The sequence below is a fragment of the Actinophytocola oryzae genome (assembly GCF_004364325.1).
GTDB classification, from domain to species: Bacteria; Actinomycetota; Actinomycetes; order Mycobacteriales; family Pseudonocardiaceae; genus Actinophytocola; species Actinophytocola oryzae.
On the sequence record NZ_SOCP01000005.1, the window covers coordinates 550,140 to 567,214 of the forward strand.

At 69.7% G+C, this 17,075-nt stretch carries 17 protein-coding genes; 10 read left to right on the forward strand and 7 right to left on the reverse strand.

Annotation, left to right across the window (positions count from 1 at the left end; all coding sequences use genetic code 11):
- Positions 1 to 35 precede the first annotated feature (35 nt).
- Positions 36 to 635, forward strand: coding sequence for an RNA polymerase sigma factor ShbA (gene shbA / locus CLV71_RS17245; protein WP_133903916.1), 600 nt, complete (start codon positions 36 to 38; stop codon positions 633 to 635).
- Between the two features lie 4 nt (positions 636 to 639).
- Here the strand turns inward: shbA and CLV71_RS17250 are convergent, their stop codons facing one another.
- On the reverse strand, positions 640 to 1,245 hold the full coding sequence (locus CLV71_RS17250) for a class I SAM-dependent methyltransferase (protein ID WP_133903755.1): 606 nt from the start codon (positions 1,243 to 1,245) through the stop codon (positions 640 to 642).
- 37 nt (positions 1,246 to 1,282) lie between these two features.
- A complete protein-coding gene (gene kstR / locus CLV71_RS17255) occupies positions 1,283 to 1,909 on the reverse strand; it encodes a cholesterol catabolism transcriptional regulator KstR (protein WP_133903756.1) in 627 nt (208 codons plus the stop codon).
- Between the two features lie 187 nt (positions 1,910 to 2,096).
- On the opposite strand from kstR, the gene CLV71_RS17260 reads away from it, so the two are divergent.
- From CLV71_RS17260 to CLV71_RS17290, 8 genes are read left to right on the forward strand one after another with little or no spacing between them, the layout of a single operon-like run.
- Complete coding sequence (locus CLV71_RS17260; protein ID WP_133903917.1) at positions 2,097 to 4,031, forward strand: acyl-CoA dehydrogenase family protein; 1,935 nt, start codon at positions 2,097 to 2,099, stop codon at positions 4,029 to 4,031.
- Positions 4,031 to 4,957 (forward strand): acyl-CoA dehydrogenase family protein, encoded by a 927-nt coding sequence (locus CLV71_RS17265; protein ID WP_133903757.1) that lies wholly within the window; start codon positions 4,031 to 4,033, stop codon positions 4,955 to 4,957. The genes CLV71_RS17260 and CLV71_RS17265 overlap by 1 nt, the downstream gene beginning before the upstream one ends.
- A 1-nt stretch (position 4,958) precedes the next feature.
- A complete protein-coding gene (locus CLV71_RS17270) occupies positions 4,959 to 6,107 on the forward strand; it encodes an acyl-CoA dehydrogenase family protein (RefSeq protein WP_133903758.1) in 1,149 nt (382 codons plus the stop codon).
- A complete protein-coding gene (locus tag CLV71_RS47685; protein WP_166664126.1) occupies positions 6,104 to 6,979 on the forward strand; it encodes a bifunctional MaoC family dehydratase N-terminal/OB-fold nucleic acid binding domain-containing protein in 876 nt (291 codons plus the stop codon). Before CLV71_RS17270 ends, CLV71_RS47685 begins: the two co-directional genes overlap by 4 nt.
- Positions 6,976 to 7,359 (forward strand): MaoC family dehydratase, encoded by a 384-nt coding sequence (locus tag CLV71_RS47690; protein WP_166664127.1) that lies wholly within the window; start codon positions 6,976 to 6,978, stop codon positions 7,357 to 7,359. The genes CLV71_RS47685 and CLV71_RS47690 overlap by 4 nt, the downstream gene beginning before the upstream one ends.
- Positions 7,359 to 8,516, forward strand: coding sequence for a lipid-transfer protein (locus CLV71_RS17280; RefSeq protein WP_133903760.1), 1,158 nt, complete (start codon positions 7,359 to 7,361; stop codon positions 8,514 to 8,516). The genes CLV71_RS47690 and CLV71_RS17280 overlap by 1 nt, the downstream gene beginning before the upstream one ends.
- A gap of 34 nt (positions 8,517 to 8,550) precedes the next feature.
- Positions 8,551 to 9,183 carry a TetR/AcrR family transcriptional regulator gene (locus tag CLV71_RS17285; RefSeq protein WP_133903761.1) on the forward strand — a complete coding sequence of 211 codons (633 nt, stop codon included), beginning with the start codon at positions 8,551 to 8,553 and terminating at the stop codon, positions 9,181 to 9,183.
- Positions 9,173 to 9,649, forward strand: coding sequence for a nuclear transport factor 2 family protein (locus tag CLV71_RS17290; RefSeq protein WP_133903762.1), 477 nt, complete (start codon positions 9,173 to 9,175; stop codon positions 9,647 to 9,649). Before CLV71_RS17285 ends, CLV71_RS17290 begins: the two co-directional genes overlap by 11 nt.
- Here the strand turns inward: CLV71_RS17290 and CLV71_RS17295 are convergent.
- Positions 9,629 to 10,684, reverse strand: coding sequence for an alpha/beta fold hydrolase (locus tag CLV71_RS17295; RefSeq protein WP_133903763.1), 1,056 nt, complete (start codon positions 10,682 to 10,684; stop codon positions 9,629 to 9,631). The genes CLV71_RS17290 and CLV71_RS17295 overlap by 21 nt on opposite strands.
- 49 nt (positions 10,685 to 10,733) lie before the next feature.
- Between CLV71_RS17295 and CLV71_RS17300 the strand changes: the two genes are divergently transcribed.
- Entirely contained in the window at positions 10,734 to 11,522 is a 789-nt protein-coding gene (locus CLV71_RS17300) for an SAM-dependent methyltransferase (RefSeq protein WP_133903764.1), read from the forward strand.
- Between the two features lie 53 nt (positions 11,523 to 11,575).
- Here CLV71_RS17300 and CLV71_RS17305 read toward each other — a convergent pair whose 3' ends face one another.
- Genes CLV71_RS17305 through CLV71_RS17320 form a run of 4 tightly spaced genes read right to left on the reverse strand, consistent with a single transcriptional unit; the run spans position 11,576 to position 16,871 of the window.
- Complete coding sequence (locus CLV71_RS17305) at positions 11,576 to 12,808, reverse strand: class I SAM-dependent methyltransferase (RefSeq protein ID WP_133903765.1); 1,233 nt, start codon at positions 12,806 to 12,808, stop codon at positions 11,576 to 11,578.
- Between the two features lie 18 nt (positions 12,809 to 12,826).
- The gene (locus tag CLV71_RS17310; RefSeq protein ID WP_133903766.1) at positions 12,827 to 14,194 is read right to left on the reverse strand and encodes an FAD-binding oxidoreductase; all 1,368 of its coding nucleotides are present in this window, start codon (positions 14,192 to 14,194) and stop codon (positions 12,827 to 12,829) included.
- Between the two features lie 41 nt (positions 14,195 to 14,235).
- Positions 14,236 to 15,030: a hypothetical protein gene (locus CLV71_RS17315; protein ID WP_133903767.1), complete on the reverse strand. Its 795-nt coding sequence runs from the start codon at positions 15,028 to 15,030 to the stop codon at positions 14,236 to 14,238.
- The gene (locus CLV71_RS17320) at positions 15,027 to 16,871 is read right to left on the reverse strand and encodes a Xaa-Pro dipeptidyl-peptidase (protein WP_133903768.1); all 1,845 of its coding nucleotides are present in this window, start codon (positions 16,869 to 16,871) and stop codon (positions 15,027 to 15,029) included. Before CLV71_RS17320 ends, CLV71_RS17315 begins: the two co-directional genes overlap by 4 nt.
- Positions 16,872 to 17,075: the final 204 nt, after the last annotated feature.

Below are 17,075 nucleotides of genomic sequence, written 5' to 3' on the forward strand. Positions count from 1 at the left end.
CGCGTTAGCGTGGAGGCCTCGTGAGTGCGCAGGTAATGTCATCGGATGCTACTGAGATCTTCTCTCGTCTCAAGAGCGCCGCGTTCCATGAGCTTGTCAAGTCGTCGATGGCGGGGGACCAGGAAGCCGTCGCGACCTTGTTCAGCTGGATCAGACCGGCGATAGTTCGCTACTGTCGGTCACGGATTGGTCGCAGTGGTTCGGCCTACTCATCGGCCGACGATGTGGCCCAGGAGATCTGCATGGCGGTCCTCGGCGCGCTGTCGCGCTACGGGGACGAGCCGGAGTCGTTCCTTCCTTTCGTGTACGGCATCGCCGCGCACAAGGTGGCGGACCACTACCGGCGGGCGGGCCGGGACCGGTCGGACCCCTCGGCGGACGTGCCGGACGGGATCGACCTCGGTGCCAGCCCGGAGCAGCTGATCATGGCGGCTGACCTTCGGGAGAGGTTGACCGCTCTGCTGGGGACGCTGCCGCCCAGGCAGCGGGAGATCCTCGTGCTGAGGCTGATCGTCGGCCTGTCGGCACAGGAGACGGCCACGGCGGTGGGGCTCACGCCGACGGCCGTACGAGTCACGCAGCACCGCGCCCTCGCGAAGCTGCGCAACTCGCTGTCCCACTCCGAGTGGGTGTAGGGACTCAGTTCCCCTGCGCTCGCAGGTAGATCTGCACCTCCAGGCGGTTCCGCTCGGCTTCTGCCTTGACCTCGTCGACGTCGAGGATCCGGAAGCCGGCCCGCTCGACGACCTGCGCCAGCTCGTCGGGCGGGTACGCGGTGGCCGCGGCGGGCACACCCATGAAGCTGATCGGGAACTGGTCGAAGTCGCCGAGCACCATGGCGACCTGGAGGAGTTTCGGCCCCCGCAGCTGTCCGCGGAGCGTGCTGAGCAGTGGGGGGATGTCCCGTCGGGGCAGCATGATGAACGCGAAGAACGCGACGGCGGCGTCGAACTCACCGAGGTCGGCGATGTTCCGCATGTCGCGGTGCAGGTAGTGGCCGCCGGGCGCCTGCCGCCCGGCCAGGTCCAGCATCACCGACGACTCGTCGACGCCGACGACGTCGAGGCCCGCGTCGAGTAGCTGTTTGGCCGTCGGCAGCCCGCCGCCGCACCCGAGATCGAGCACCCGCGCCCCGGGGTCGAGCCGACTGATCAGCCAGTTGCCTTCCGCAACTTGCGCATCCCGCTCCTGGAACGAGTCCTCGTAGCGCTTGCCGATCTGGTCGAAGGGCGGAGTGTCGGCCACCGTCCCAGCATGCCGCGACCTGGCGTGAGGAGTCCAGTCAGCTCGCGTTGCCCGCCAGCAGCAGGCGAACCGTCAGCTCGAGCCGGTCGGCGACGTCCGAGGCGGACGACCGCCGGGTCACCCAGGCGACCAGGTTCGACAGCCACACGTCGCCGATCACCCTGGCCAGCGCGCGGTCCTCCTCCGTCGGCTCGCCCTCGTGCAGCGCGTGCGTGAACATCCGCTCGATCTGCTTGGCGACCGCGTCGACCTCGGCGGCGGCCGAGGCGTCGGCGAACATGAACGCCCTGGTCATCGCCTCGGTGAGGTTCGGGTCACGCTGCATGGCGCGGGTGATCCTGCCCAGCACGAACAGCATCCGGTCATACGCCGTGTCCCCCGGCAGGTTCGCGCGCTCGGTGCGTTCCTGCCCCTGCTCCAGCTCGCGCGCCAGACCCGACACCAGCAGGTGGATCTTCGAGGGGAAGTACCGGTAGAGGGTGCCGAGCGCGACGTCGGCCTTCTCCGCGACCGCCCGCATCTGGACCGCCTCGAAGCCGCCCTTCGACGCCAGGGCTATGGTCGCGTCCAGGATCCTCTTGCGACGGTCCCGTTGCGCGGCCGAGCCGAGCTCGTCGGAGAGCACGTTCAGCGCGTTCGCACCGGACGTTCGCGGTCTCGCCATCAATTGACCCCTGTATCGGAACGCGTTCCTGCCTGCGGCTCCCAGCTTACTCGACCCACGTACCGGACATGTTACGTCCGTCCATCCCGCAAAAACTAGAACGTGTTCTATACTCAGGCTCGTGTCCTTCGAGGCTGCCATCCGCGACGCCGCCAGGCGCGCGGACACCCTGGCCACCGTCCGCGCGATGGAGACCGAGCCACACACCTTCACCAAACACGCCGACATGGTCGCCGAGCTGGGGCTGTGCACGATCACCCAGGACGGCGGCACGCTCGCCGACCAGGCAGCGGCGCTGACGACGGCGGCCGAGTACCTGATCCCGGGCCCGGTCCTGCCTGCCGCACTGGGCAGTGTCCTCGGGTTGCCGCAGGTCACGGCCGTCGCGCTCGACACGGACGTGACGTTGACCGGCGACCGCGCCACCGGCACCGCCACCCCCGTGCTCGGCGCGGACGGCGTCGTCCTCCTCCGTGCACGCGACGGCACCGCCACCGTCTGGTGCACGGTCGAGCACGACCTCTCGCCGCTGACCCCACTCGACTTCTCCCGTCCACTCGGACGGCTCACGCTCGACGACACCCCCGTGACCAGGCACGACCTCGACGACGTCGAGCACCTGGCCGCGACGCTCTTCGCCGCGGAGGCCGCGGGCGTCGCGCGCTGGTGTCTCGACACGGCCGTCGCCTACGCCGGGATCCGCGAGCAGTTCGGCAGGCCCATCGGGTCGTTCCAGGCGGTCAAGCACCTGTGCGCCGAGATGCTGTGCCGCGCGGAGCAGGCCGCGGCGCTGGCGTGGGACGCGGCCCGCGCGCCGGCCGGCATCTCCGCGCCCGCCGCCGCGGCACTCGCGCTGGACGCGGCGGTCGACAACGCCAAGGACTGCGTGCAGGTCCTCGGCGGCATCGGGTTCACCTGGGAGCACGACGCCCACCTGTACCTGCGGCGCGCCCTCGCGAACCGGCAGCTGCTGGGCGGCAGTGCCCGCTGGCGGCGCAGGGTGGCCGAGCTGGCCATGGCGGGCGAGCGGCGCGGGCTGGGCATCGTGGCCGACGACCTCGAGACCCGTGCGGCCGCGCGGGCACTCGCTGCCGAGGTCGCCGGGTTGCCTCCCGAGCAGCAGCGGGCACGCCTGGCGGACAGCGGGTACCTGACCCCACACTGGCCGAGGCCGTACGGCCTCGCCGCCGACGCCAGGGCCCAGCTCGTGATCGACGAGGAGCTGACGAACGCGGGGGTGCGCAGGCCGGACCTCGTGATCGGCGCGTGGGCCGCGCCGACGATCCTCACGCACGGCACCGACGAGCAGAAGGACCGGTTCGTGCCGCCGACGCTGCGGGGCGAGCTGAGCTGGTGCCAGCTGTTCTCCGAGCCGGGTGCGGGTTCGGACCTGGCCTCGCTGCGCACCAGGGCAGTGAGGGTCGACCGAGGTTGGCAGCTGTCCGGCCAGAAGGTGTGGACCTCGTCCGCGGTCGAGGCGGACTGGGGCATCTGCCTCGCCCGCACCGACCCGAACGCGAGCAAGCACGCCGGCATCACGTACTTCCTCGTCGACATGGCCTCCCCCGGCATCACGCTGCGACCGCTGCGGGAGATCACCGGCGAGGCGCGGTTCAACGAGGTGTTCCTCGACGACGTGTTCGTGCCGGACGACTGCGTGGTCGGCGAGGTCGACGGCGGCTGGCCCCTGGCACGCACGACGCTGGCCAACGAACGGGTCGCGCTCGGCGGCGGCTCGTCGCTCGGCGAGGGGGTCGAACGGCTGCTCGCGTTGGCGGGCGACCTCGACGACGGCGCCCGCGAGCGCGTCGGTTTCCTGGTGGCGCAGGGGCTCTCGGTGTCACTCGTGGACCTGCGGGCCACGCTCCGCCAGCTGGACGGACGCGGCCCGGGACCGGAGTCGAGCGTGTGCAAGCTGGTCGGCGTGCGTCAGCGCCAGGACGTCGCCGAGGCGGCCGTCGAGCTGCTCGGGCCTGCCGCGGCAGGCGTCGACGACACCACCGGACCCGCCATCCACGAGCTGCTGCTCACCCGCTGCCTCAGCATCGCCGGCGGCACCACGCAGGTGCTGCGCAACCTCGTCGGCGAGCGAATTCTCGGCCTGCCAAGGGAGACACGCTGATGGACTTCGCGCTGGACGACACGCACCAGGCCGTCGCGGGCCTGGCGAGGGACATCCTGGCCCGTGAGCCGGACCCCGACTCGGCGTGGAAGGCCCTCGCGCAGGCCGGTTTGCTGGCGGGCGAGGACCTCGGCGTGCTCGAGACGGCCCTGGTGCTCGGCGAGGTCGGCCGCGCGGCGGCTCCGCTGCCCGCCCTCGGCGCCGCGGTCGGGGTGCTCACAGTCGTCCACTGTGGATCGGACGAGCAGCGGGAGACGGTGGCCGCCGAGCCGTCGCTCGCCGTCGCCCTGCGGGGTTCGGTGACCGTCTCCGCGGAGAACCTGTTGTCCGGCCGAGCGATCGGCGTGCCGCACGCGGCGGCCGCGCACCGGCTCCTGGTGCCGGCCGGGGACACGGTGTTCCTCGTCGCGCCGGAGGACACGACGCTGATCGGGACCTACTCCTCGGCAGGCACTCCCGAGTACACCGTGGTCCTGGACAACACGCCGGGCGAACGGGTGTGCGACACCGAGCGGCTGCGACGGTTCGCGCTTGCCTGCGCCTGCGCGTACGGCGACGGGTTGCTGGCAGGCGCGCTCGACCTGACCGCGGCGTACATCCGGACCCGTGAGCAGTTCGGCAGGCCGCTCGCCACCTTCCAGGCCGTTGCGCAGCAGATCGCCGACGTCTACGTCGCCTCCCGCACACTGCACCTGGCCACCTGGTCGGCCGTCTGGCGGCTAACGGAGGGCCGAGATCCCGACAGCGACCTCGCCGTCGCCGGGTACTGGCTCGCCGCGGAGGCCATGCCGGCACTGCACACCTGCCACCACCTGCACGGTGGCGTCGGTGTGGACGCCACCTATGCCATGCACCGCTACTACGGGGCCACCAAGGACCTCGTCCGGCTGCTCGGCGGCGTCGAGCACCTGATGGCGGCGGTCTGACATGGACCTCGAGCTCACCCCCGGCCAGCACGCGCTCGCACTGGAGCTGCGCGAGTACTTCCGCGAGCTTCTGTCCACTTCGGAACGCGACGCGATGCTGACCGACCGGCACGGCGAGACCTACCGCACTGTCGTACGCCGCATGGGCCGCGACGGCTGGCTCGGCGTCGGCTGGCCCGCCGAGTACGGCGGCCGCGGCTTCGGCATGGTCGAGCAGCAGATCTTCGTGAACGAGGCCGCCCGCGCCGACATCCCGCTGCCGGCCGTCACGCTGCAGACCGTCGGCCCGACGCTGCAGGTCTTCGGCACGCCGGCGCAGAAGGACTTCTTCCTGCCGAAGATCCTCGCGGGCGAGCTGCACTTCGCGATCGGTTACACGGAGTCGGAAGCGGGCACGGACCTCGCGTCGCTGCGTACCAGCGCGGTCCGCGACGGCGACACCTACGTCGTCAACGGGCAGAAGATCTTCACGACCGGCGCGCACGACGCCGACTACGTCTGGCTCGCGGTCCGCACCGACCAGAACGCGCCGAAGCACCGGGGGATCTCGATCCTCATCGTCGACACCAGCGATCCCGGCTTCTCGTGGACGCCGATCATCACCTGCGACGGCGCCCACCACGTCAACGCCACGTACTACAACGACGTCCGCGTGCCCGCGGACATGGTCGTCGGCGAGGAGAACGCGGGCTGGCGGCTCATCACCACACAGCTCAACCACGAGCGTGTGATGCTCGGCCCGGCAGGCCGGATCGCCGTGCTGTACGAGCGGGTGCGGGACTGGGCCGCGGCGCGGGACCTGTTGGACCAGCCCGACGTCAGAAGGACCTTCGCCAGGGCGCGGGCCCACGTGCGGGTGAACGAGCTGCTGAACTGGCAGGTCGTCGCGGCAGGTGCCGAAGTGTCCATCGCGGACGCCTCGGCCACGAAGGTGTTCTCGTCCGACCGGATCCAGTGGCTCGGCCGTGAGCTGGAGGCGGTCGTCGGCACGCACGGCGACCCGGCCGACCCGGACACCGACGCGCTCGTGCGGTGGCTGGACGTGCAGGCGAAACGCAATCTGGTACTGACCTTCGGCGGCGGGGTGAACGAGGTGCAACGCGAGCTGATCGCCATGGCCGGCCTGAACCTGCCGAGGGTGCCGCGATGACCGGCATCGAGGAGGCCGCGAACCGGCTCATCGCCGTCGGCGAGTCGGGCAGGCGGGCCGGGCGGGACCCGGTCAACCTGCCGATGGTCCGCAACTGGCTGGAGGCCATGGGCGACACGAGCCCCGCCTACACCGAGGTCGCGCCGCCCGCGATGGCCCAGGTGTGGACCATGTTCGGGCTGAACGGGACCAGGTCGGACGACGACCCGCTCGGCACGATGATCCACGTGCTCGACGACGCGGGTTACACGTCCATCGTGGCGACGAACTGCGAGCAGACCTACCACCGCTACCTGCGTTACGGCGACGAGGTCGCACTGACGTCCACTTTGGAGAGTGTGGTCGGTCCGAAGAGGACCGCGCTCGGCGAGGGCTGGTTCGTGACCACGCGCAACACCTGGTACGTCGGCGAGGAGCCGGTCGCGGAGATGCTGTTCCGGGTGCTCAAGTTCGCACCGAAACCGGCCACCCCACCGCCACCGCCGCTGATCCGGCCCGTGGTCAACCGGGACACGGCGTACTTCTGGGAGGGCACGGCACAGGGCGAGCTGCGCATCCAGAAGTGCGGCGGCTGCGGCGAGCTGCGGCACCCGCCCGGCCCGATGTGCCCGCACTGCAACGAGACCAAGCCGACGCACGTCGTCGCGAGCGGGCTCGGCGAGGTGTACAGCTACGTGGTGCACCACCACCCGCCGGTGCCCGGCCACACGCTGCCGTTCGTGATCGCGCTCGTGGAACTGGAGGAGGGTGTGCGCCTGCTCGCCGAACTTGTCGACGTCGCACCGGACGAGGTCGAGGTCGGCCTGCCCGTGCGGATCGACTTCGCGAAGGTCGACGACGAGCTGACGATGCCCGTCTGGCGGCGGCGATGATCACGGTCGGCGCGGCGCTCCCGACGCTGGAGCTGGACATCACGCCGACGTTCGTGGTGAGCACGGCGATCGCCACACGTGACTTCCAGGACGTGCACCACGACCGGGACCTGGCCGTGGCGCGGGGTTCGAAGGACATCTTCCTCAACATCCTGACCGACACGGGTCTGGTGCAGCGCTTCGTGACCGACTGGGCAGGCCCCTCGGCGCTGGTGAGGAACATCTCGATCCGGCTCGGCGTTCCCTGCTACGCCTACGAGAAGCTGACGTTCACCGGGCACGTCGTGGCCCACGAGGGAAGCGAGTACGTGATCGAGGTCGTGGCCACCAACAGCCTCGGGGACCACCTGACCGGTACCGTGCGAATCGAGGTGCCCTGATGGACGCGGCGATCGTGGGGATCGGCGCGACCGAGTTCTCCAAGGACTCGGGCCGCAGCGAGCTGCAGCTGGCGGCCGAGGCCGTGCGGGAGGCACTGGCGGACGCAGGTCTCCAGCCGTCCGATGTGGACGGACTGGTCACGTTCACCATGGACGCCAACTCGGAGACCGCGGTCGCCCGCGAGCTGGGCATCCCCTCCCTGTCGTTCTTCTCCCGCGTCGGCTACGGCGGCGGCGCGGCGTGTGCGACCGTCCAGCAGGCCGCGATGGCCGTACAGACCGGGATGGCGTCGGTGGTCGTGTGCTATCGCGCGTTCAACGAACGCTCCGGCAGCCGGTTCGGCCGCGTCCAGACGGCGGCAGCGGCGGCGCCCACCTCCTCCGGCCTCGACAACAGCTGGCACTACCCCATGGGTCTCGGCACACCTGCCGCGACGGTGGCGATGTTCGCCCGCCGCTACATGCACGAGTACGGCGCGACGAGCGAGGACTTCGGCGCGGTCGCGGTGGCCGACCGCCGCCACGCGGCGACGAACCCGAAGGCCTGGTTCCACAACCGTCCCATCACGCTCGCCGACCACCAGTCGTCGCGGTGGATCGCCGAACCGTTGCGGTTGCTGGACTGCTGCCAGGAGAGCGACGGCGGCGTCGCGCTCGTCGTGACGTCCCGCGAGCGGGCCGCGGACCTGCCGCACCGTCCCGCCTTCGTGGCGGCGGCCGCACAGGGCTCCGGCACGGACCAGTTCACGATGAACAGCTACTACCGGGAGGACCTCACGGGTCTGCCGGAGATGGGCCTGGTCGCGCGCCAGCTGTGGGCACAGTCCGGGCTCGGGCCGCCGGACATCTCCGTGGCCGTCCTGTACGACCACTTCACCCCGTTCGTCCTGGTCCAGCTGGAGGAGCTGGGCTTCTGCGGCCGTGGCGAGGCCCGGCACTTCATCGCCGACGGCGCACTGGAGCTGGACGGCAGGTTGCCGACCAACCCCCACGGTGGCCAGCTCGGCGAGGCGTACATCCACGGCATGAACGGCATCGCCGAAGGCGTCCGCCAGCTCCGCGGCACGGCCGCCAACCAGCTGTCGAATCCAGAGAACGTGCTGGTCACGGCCGGTACCGGCGTGCCAACGAGCGCCATCGTCCTGTCCACTACCTGACAGGCGTCAGGTTATGGCGTACGCTAGCTGACATATGTCAGGTAGACGCAGGCTCACGCCCGAGAACAGGCGTGCGGTGATCCTGGCGGCGGCGCGCACAGTGTTCGCCGACGCCGGGTACGACCGCACGTCCATGCGGGCCGTCGCGAAGGCGGCCGGCATCACCACGCCCGTGCTCTACGACCACTTCGGGTCCAAGGCGGACCTGTACGCGGCGCTCGTCGAGGCGGAGGCCGACGCGCTCATCGGCACCTGGGAGCGGGAGGGCCTCGAGGTGCCGGAAGGGTCGGTCGAGCAGCTGTTCCGGCGGACCATCGGGACGATCTTCGACTGGGTCGCCGCCAACGAGGCCGGGTGGCGCATCATCTTCCTCGACTCGCCGAGCGACCCCGCGGTCGCACAGGCACACCGGCGGCGACAGGAACGCGCCACCGCCGTACTCGCCGCACAGTTCGCCCGCGTGCCGACACTGCACCTTTCCGTTGCCCTGGACCGGGAACGCGCCGACGGCTTCCTCGCCGAGGCGGCGAAGTGGACGGTCAACGCCGTCGCGGCGTGGTGGTGGAGCAACAGGGACCTGACCAGGGACCAACTCGTCGAGCTGACCGCCGACCTGCTGTGGCGCGGACTCGGCCAGGTGACGGGAGAGACACCGAATGTCCATTGAGGACTTCAGGACAGCCGCGAGAACCAAGGACATCGAGCTGGCCATGGGCACGCTGGCCGACGACGTCGTGCTCAGGTCCCCGCTCACGGATCGGTTCACGTTCGACGGCAGGGAAGACGTGCGCAGGCTCTTCGAGACCGCCTACGAGAAGTTCGACGGGCTCGACTACCACACGGTGATCGGCGGCCGCGTGCTGATCGGCGGCGCGACCGCGGGCGGGCAGCCGTTCGAGGAGACGCTGGTGCTGGACCTGAACGGGGCCGGCAAGATCACCGAGCTGACGCTGTTCATCCGTCCGCTCACCGGGCTCACGGCGGTGCTTGCCGCACTCGGCCCGACGCTCGCGCGCAAGAACGGCCGCCGCACGGCCGGACTGCTGCGAATCATGGCCGCACCGCTCGTCGCCGCGACCCGGTCCGGCGACCGGGTCGGCATCGGGTTGGCGCTACCGAGACGACGCGGCTAGGAATTCGTCGAGGTACGCCCAGGTCGTGGTGCGGGCGCGACGGCCGGCCAGCACCCCGAGGTGCCCGCCGGGCGCGGTCTCGAACCGGACGCTCTCGGCGTTGTCCAGCACGTCGACCAGCCTGCGCACGGCCCGTTCCGGCGCGATGCTGTCGGTCCTGCCCGCGACGACCAGCACGGGCGCCTTCACCTCACGCAGGGAGATGCGCCGCCCGCCGAAGTCGACCTCGCCGTTGGACAGGTCGTTGGAGCGGAAGAACCGGTGGTACATCTGGCCGAACGTGCGACCGGGGTAGGCGACCATGTTGTCGGTGAAGCGATCCACGGCCTCGATCTGCGCGAGGAACTCCCGATCGTCCAAATGGGACAGAATGGCGTACGGCTTGGTGACCACCTTGTCGATGGCCGACAGCTGGAACACCCGCTTGACGATGGCGCGCGGCGCGCTGCCGAGCACGCGGTAGACGGGCGTGAGGATCCAGCCCTTCGTCACGTCGACGAGTGGTTTTATGGGCGCCACCAACGGAATCGCGGTCATGTCGATGGGCGCGGCGATCGTCGCGATCGAGGCGATCGGCAGGTCCGGTTGGTCGGCGTGGGTCAGCAGCGACAGGATCCCGCCGAGGCACCACGAGACGACGTGCACCGGCGCGCCCGCCGCGTCCTTGTTCACCGCGCGGATCGTGCGCGGCAGCACCTCGTTGATCCAGTGCTCCAGCCCGAGCCCTCGGTCGCCGAACCGGACGTTGCCGTAGTCGACGAGGTAGGTCCGCCTGCCCTGCTCCACCAGGTGCTCGGCGAGGCTGCACCCGCGACGGAGGTCGAAGCAGAACGCGGGCACGGCGAGCGGTGGCACGAGCAGCACCGGGCCGCCGCCGAGGTCGCGTTCGCCTGCCGCGAAGCGGTAGACCGACCGGTTGGGGCCCTTGTCGATCAGCACTCTCGGCATGGGCCGCAGGTCGGCGACGCCACCGCGCACGAACATGTCCAGTGCGTTGGTCGTCGCGGCGGAGATGCGTTCGGTCGGCGAGCTCATGCCGTCATACTGCCTCGTGACGCCGCCTTTGTCGCATAACATGCTGTGCATGAGCAGTGACCGCCCGAGCTGGGCGCCTGAGTCGATCGACCTCGACCGCCCCAACGCCGCCAGGGTCTACGACTACCTGCTCGGTGGCGCCGCGAACTTCGAGACGGACCGCGCGTTCGCGGAGAAGCTGCTGGAGGTCATGCCCCAGGCGAGGAGCGCGGCCCGGCTGAACCGGGCGTTCCTCCGCAGGGCGGTGCGGTTCTGCGTGTCGGAGGGCATCGGCCAGTTCCTGGACATCGGCTCCGGCGTGCCCACCGCGGGCAACGTGCACGAGATCGCGCCGGACGCCCGGGTCCTGTACGTCGACAACGAGCCGGTCGCGGTCACACACAGCGAGCTGCTTCTGTCGGACAACCCGAAAGCGTCGCCTCTGCTGGGTGACCTGACCAACCCGGAACCGGTCCTCGCGTCGCAACTGCTCGACTACACCCAGCCGATCGCCCTGCTGATGGTGGCCGTGCTGCATTTCATCCCCGACGAGGCGATGCCGCAGGAAGCGGTGGCGCGGTTCGTGTCCGCCCTGCCGTCCGGCAGCTTCGTGGTCCTGTCCCACGCGGTAGAACGCGACTCACTGCAGGGCCGCGTCGAGGTGGACCGCCTGTACGAGACGTCGGCCAACCCCGGCGTCCGCAGGACCCCCGACCAGATCATGGCGTTCCTCGACGGCCTCGACCTGGTCGAGCCCGGCCTGGTGTGGACGCCGCAGTGGCGTCCGGAACTGCCCGAGGACGTCGGCGACCACCCGGAGTCGTCCCTGGTGATGGCGGCGGTGGCCCGCAAGCCGTAGAACAGGACGAGGCCCGGCCGGTTGACCGGCCGGGCCTCGTTCTCACGACCCTGTCACCACTCCGGGCGAAGTGGCATGTGGGAGTTCGTGCCGTCCAGCCTCACCGCGAGCACCTGGTGCAGCTGGATGTTGTTGATCTCGAAGCCGAGCCGGGAACCGGCCATGTACAGGCGCCAGACGCGGGCCCGCTCCTCGCCGACCTCCTCGACGGCCTCCGCCCAGTGGTCGTCGAGGTTCTTGCACCAGCCGGTGAGGGTCTTCGCGTAGTGCTCGCGGAGGTTCTCCTCGTGCCGGACCTCGAAGCCGTTGTCGTGGATGGCCGAGATGATGTGGCCCGGACCGAGCAGCTCGCCGTCCGGGAACACGTACCGGTCGAAGAAGCCCTTCACGCGGGTCCCGTGGAGGTTGTCCGGCCGGGTGATGCAGTGGTTGAGCAGGCGCCCGCCCGGGCGGAGCTTGTCGTGCAGCGACCGCACGTAGGACGGGAGCGCCGCCGCGCCGATGTGCTCGGTCAGGCCGATGGAGCTGACCGCGTCGAACCCGCCCTCCGCGACGTCGCGGTAGTCGAGGTGGCGCACCTCGGCCAGGTCGGACAGACCCGACTCGGCGATCTTCTTCTGCGCCCACTCGGCCTGCTTGCGCGACAGTGTCACCCCCAGTGCCCGCACGCCGTAGTGCTTCGCGGCGTGCATGACCATGCCGCCCCAGCCGCAGCCGACGTCCAGCAGCCGCATGCCCTCCTTGAGGCCGAGCTTGCGGGCCACCAGGTCGTGCTTGGTCCACTGCGCCTCCTCCAGCGACGCGTCGTCGCTGGGGTACACCGCGCACGTGTAGGCCATCGACGGACCGAGCACCCACTCGTAGAAACGGTTGGACACGTCGTAGTGGTGCGCGATCGCCTCCTGGTCACGGCGCTTGGAGTGGCGCCTGCCGTGTACCCGGGCCTCCGTGGCGGGCCGTGGTACCGGCCACCACAGCCGCGACATCCCCAGCCGCAACGCCACCTGGGCGAACACCTTCGCCGGGACCTGCTCGGTCACCGTCGACGTCGCCATGCTCGCCAGCGCCGTGTACATGTCCCCGTGGATGTCCATGGTGCCGGTCACGTACGCCCTGGCCAGCCCCAGCTCGCCAGGTGCGGACGCCAGGTGGGACAAGGCGAGCGGCGAACGCAGGTCGATGCGCACCGGCGCGTTCCTGTCCCCCGCCCTGCTGCCGTCGTACGCGGTGAACTCCAGCGGGGCTTCCCGGCCCACTGCACTCTCGATGATCTCAGCCAGTCGCATTGATTTCGCTCCTCCCCGTTACTGGTTCCGTACGCACTTGGAGTACAGGTCCGGGAGCCGACCGTCGGGGTCGTACGCCTCCTTGAGCTTCCGGTAAGTCTCGCCGTCGTACGCCATCCAGAACTCATCCTCTTCGAAGTACGAAGTGGAGTACAGCGACTTGTGGCCGCCCAGCTCGGTGACCTTGCTCTCGATGAGCCGGTTGTACGTTCCGTCCACCTCGCCAGGTCCCAGCGGAACGGTCGCCCAGAAACCGACGTTGACGTACAAACGCCCTGTCTCCATCGGGTACAGCGACCAGCTCTCCCGCATCCTGAGCGGGCACAGCCACACCGGGCTGATGCCGATCTCCTTGTCGAAGAACTCCAGGAACTCCGGCAGCCGCTCCACCGGCAGCTCCACGTCCTGGATGACCGGCTCGCGCGCGGGCTCGCGCCGCAGCTTCGAAAGGCGGTCGTACAGCTGGTGGCGCCGGTCGAACGCGATGATCTTGCGATACACGTCGGACCGCAGGTACCTCTTCGGCCACAGCCGCCGGACCACCGGGTTCTGCACGCCGAGAGCCTTGGAGCACCAGAACCAGTCGGTGTCCCATCGCCACAGGTAGTCACGAATCGTGAGGTGATCGGTCACCCGGTTTCGGATCGACTGGTAGAAGATCCGTTGCCCGGTGTAGTCGGACAGCTGGGGTACCTCGTCGGTGTAGCGGCCGAGTGTCAGGTACAGCTCGTCACCCGAGAACATCACGCCGTCGAGGAAGTCGACCCGTTCGTCCCGATAGGTGCCGTTCGCGCAGATCTCCTCGATACCCGCGGCGCACCTGACCGCGTCGGGGAAGCGGACGTGCCGCAGCCGGACGAACGGTTTCACCGGTTCGAGCGCGATCCGCAACCGCAGTGCGTAACCGAGCGTGCCGTAGGAGTTGGGGAAGCCGCGGAACAGCTCCGCGTGCTCGTTGTCCGGCGTGACGAGCACGACCTCGCCGTCCGGCGTGAGGATGTCCATCTCCAGCACGGACTCGTGGGGCATACCGGAGCGGAACGACGGCGACTCGATGCCGAGCCCCGCCACCGCGCCACCCAGCGTGATGGTCTTGAGCTGCGGCACCACGAACGGGACCAGTCCGTGCGGGAGTGTCGCGTCGACGAGGTCCTCGTAGGTGGTCATGCCACCGACGTCGGCGGTCCTGGCAGTGGTGTCGACGTCGAGCACGCCGGTGAACGCGCTGACGTCGAGACCGGCGCGTCCGGGGGGTTCTCTGAAACGGAACAGGTTCGAGGTCGGCTTCGCCAACCGGATGGGCGTCCCGGCGGGCCGGGCGACTATCTGCTCGCGAAGGTCGGCCACGGCACGATCGTGGGCGATCCGTGCAGGTGAGCGGGTCACGAGTTCGATGTTAACCCCGATTCGCGCGGACTACCCGGTTGTTATCCCGTGCTCTGGTACTCGTCGAACAACTCCTTGACGTAGGACAGGAACAGGCCCGCGATCCCGAACACGCCGGCGATCGGATGGAGCTGGGCGAAGCCGTACGCCAGCTCGCAGCCCCGGTACGACGGTGCCGACTCGCTCACGTCGGTGAACCAGTCGTAGAACGGGACACGCGCGCTCGCCAGCCCGGGCGCGATCAGCGGGCCGTAGAACGCGAGCAGGTCGAGCGCGAACGGACGGTTGCGCAGCGCCCACCGGTAGACCTCGGAGAACTGGTAGAACCGCCACTCGGCCGCGGTCGCGGGGACGCCTCGGGCCTGGGCCACCGCGTTGCCGTACTCGGTCGAGGCCTGCTCGGCCTCGCTCCACGCCCGGTCGTGTGCCGCGCGGGTCGTGAGCTGCCCTGTCGACAGCCTCGTCAGGTAGTCCGCCCACTTGTTCGAACCGGGATTGCCGCCCGTCTCCGTGGACCGGCCGAGCGCGATCGCGACGCCACGCTGGACACCCTCCACGATCCCGGAGTCCACATAGGACACCCAGGTGCCCGGGCTCCCCAGTCGGTGGTCGACGAAGAACGTGATGACGCCCTCGATGTTGCGCCACCGGTCCGTCGCACCGAGGGCCGCCGCGGGCCCGGACTCGATGCCCCGCACGAACTCCAGTCGCTCCGGCATGGACATCGCGTCGATCTCGTCGAACGAACAGTCCAAAGTGGACGTGCAGTCCGGCGCGGCGGCGACCGGGGTCGCCAGCCCGACCAGCAGGGCCGCCACCAGCCCGAGGACCCTCACAGTCCGCCGACCACGGGCAGCGTCACCGAACTCTTGCCGGGGTTGACGGTCAGCTGCGTGCCGGGCGACGGGCGAAGCGTGAAGTTCATGTCCGTGGACACGACCACGAGGCCGATCCGGTGACCGGCCGGGAACACGTAGTCGTCCGGCTCCAGCGGCCAGTCGAACGTGTACTCCCTGCCCTGCACCACCGGGCTGCTCCGGTCGGCGCCCTTGCGGTTCTGCACGTCCGTCCAGCCGCGCGTGACCACCGTCGCGGAGCCGTCCTGTGCGTAGTCGACGAGCAGGCCCGTCAGGTTCGCCGAGTACCGGTTGTCAACGGACGCCCGCAACGACACCGACGGGGTGCCACTCAGATGGGTGGACTTCGACAGCGGAGCGGACAGGTACGCGAGACGGTTCGGGTTCGCCGTCGCCGGGTTCGGGACCAGCGACACGTCGGTGTCGAGCGTCCTGCCGGAGTCCACGAACGACTGGCGCGGCCCACCACCCGACCGGGCCAACCCGCCGGGATCGGTAGCGTTCGGCGACGACAGCTTCAACGTCGCGTCCCGCGCACCGGGCACCGGCCAGTCGGCGTACTTCTCGTAGGTGCCGTCCGGGCGCTGGATGTCGGCCCTCGGCTCGGCCATGATCCCGTTGCGGACACCGAACAGCCAGTAGTCCATCCACCGGTTCAGTGTCACCTGGTAGTCGGACGTCCCGGTCGGACCACCGTGGCCGCCCTTGTGCAGCCAGAGCTTGCGCGGCACGTTGTAGCGCTCGAGCTGCGCCCACCACGATGCGTACGCCGTGGGCATGACGTTGTAGTCCTCGAGGCCGTGCACCACGAACACGCTGGCCTTGATGCCACGCGCACGGTGCAGGTAGTCCCGCTCGTCCCAGTACGCGTTGTAGTCGCCCGTAGTCCGGTCGGCGTACTGCAGCAACGCGTCGGTGATGTGTCGGCACTTCTCGACGCGGTCCGGCCCCTCGACGTAGTAGGCCAGCACGTCCAGGTCCTCGCCCTGGAACGAGTTCTCCCCCAGGCCGGACACGTTCGAGTGAGGTGCGCGGACCAGACCGTTCGCGCGGTAGTAGTCGTACCAACTGGCGATGGCCGAGGTCGGCACGATCGTGCGCAGCCCCTCGACACCCGTCGTGGCCACCTGGTTGGGGAGCGTCCCGTTGTAGGACGTGCCGACCATGCCCACGTCACCGGTGGTCCAGTCCGCGGTGACCGGCTCGCCCGCCTCGTTGTACGCCTTCGCCCGGCCGTTCAGCCAGTCGATGACCGCCTTCGTGCCGAGAGTCTCCTTCATGTCACCGACCGTGGGACACCCGTCGGAGAAGCCGGTACCGATCGACTCGCCGAGGACGACCGCGTAGCCACGCGGTACCCAGTAGTTGTCCAGCGAACCCGGCAGGTCCGGCTCGGGCCGGGCACCGATCGGCGTCGCGTCGGTCCGCGCCGCCGACGGCTGCAGGCCCTCCTGCGGCAGAACGGAGTAGTCCACGTTGTGGTTCTCGCCGCCGCCCGTGTTGTAGCGGTACGGGCTGTGCTCGAAGATCACCGGGACCTTGATGCCCTGCGACACCGTCTCACCAGGCCGCGAGAGCCGGACACGGACGCGGTCCCTCACGCCGTCGAGATCGCTGTCGACCGTCGTCTGCACGAACAGGGTCTCCTCGACCGCGTTGGCCAGGTCGAACTGAGGCACCGAGACCCCGTTCTCCAACCTCAGCCACGGTGGCGGCGTCGGACCACCCCGCGCGTACGGGGTCGCCCCGGCCGGTATGACCACCGCGAGCGGCAACACGACCGCGAGCGCGAACAGAACAGCACGGCGGGACCGGCGCATCGAGCCTCCGTACGACAGCAGGGGTGGAAAGCGCTGTCATAGTACGGCCAAAACCCCCATCACCACGAGGTTTGTCCCACCGGCGCCCACTGGGCTACCATCACACATGCAAACCCTCCGGTTCCGGAAGGCTTGCGACTGGCCTCGGCGGCCGCCACCGCCGGGGCCGTAACCCTTCGGCGACGCCTGCTCGGTGATTGCTCA

Bases quoted from the DNA above. Each gene is read 5' to 3' on its own strand.
- shbA (WP_133903916.1), top strand. From the start codon at position 36: ATGTCATCGGATGCTACTGAGATCTTCTCTCGTCTCAAGAGCGCCGCG.
- kstR (WP_133903756.1), bottom strand. From the start codon at position 1,909: ATGGCGAGACCGCGAACGTCCGGTGCGAACGCGCTGAACGTGCTCTCC.
- CLV71_RS17260 (WP_133903917.1), top strand. From the start codon at position 2,097: ATGGAGACCGAGCCACACACCTTCACCAAACACGCCGACATGGTCGCC.
- CLV71_RS17265 (WP_133903757.1), top strand. From the start codon at position 4,031: ATGGACTTCGCGCTGGACGACACGCACCAGGCCGTCGCGGGCCTGGCG.
- CLV71_RS17270 (WP_133903758.1), top strand. From the start codon at position 4,959: ATGGACCTCGAGCTCACCCCCGGCCAGCACGCGCTCGCACTGGAGCTG.
- CLV71_RS47685 (WP_166664126.1), top strand. From the start codon at position 6,104: ATGACCGGCATCGAGGAGGCCGCGAACCGGCTCATCGCCGTCGGCGAG.
- CLV71_RS47690 (WP_166664127.1), top strand. From the start codon at position 6,976: ATGATCACGGTCGGCGCGGCGCTCCCGACGCTGGAGCTGGACATCACG.
- CLV71_RS17280 (WP_133903760.1), top strand. From the start codon at position 7,359: ATGGACGCGGCGATCGTGGGGATCGGCGCGACCGAGTTCTCCAAGGAC.
- CLV71_RS17285 (WP_133903761.1), top strand. From the start codon at position 8,551: ATGTCAGGTAGACGCAGGCTCACGCCCGAGAACAGGCGTGCGGTGATC.
- CLV71_RS17290 (WP_133903762.1), top strand. From the start codon at position 9,173: ATGTCCATTGAGGACTTCAGGACAGCCGCGAGAACCAAGGACATCGAG.
- CLV71_RS17295 (WP_133903763.1), bottom strand. From the start codon at position 10,684: ATGAGCTCGCCGACCGAACGCATCTCCGCCGCGACGACCAACGCACTG.
- CLV71_RS17300 (WP_133903764.1), top strand. From the start codon at position 10,734: ATGAGCAGTGACCGCCCGAGCTGGGCGCCTGAGTCGATCGACCTCGAC.
- CLV71_RS17305 (WP_133903765.1), bottom strand. From the start codon at position 12,808: ATGCGACTGGCTGAGATCATCGAGAGTGCAGTGGGCCGGGAAGCCCCG.
- CLV71_RS17320 (WP_133903768.1), bottom strand. From the start codon at position 16,871: ATGCGCCGGTCCCGCCGTGCTGTTCTGTTCGCGCTCGCGGTCGTGTTG.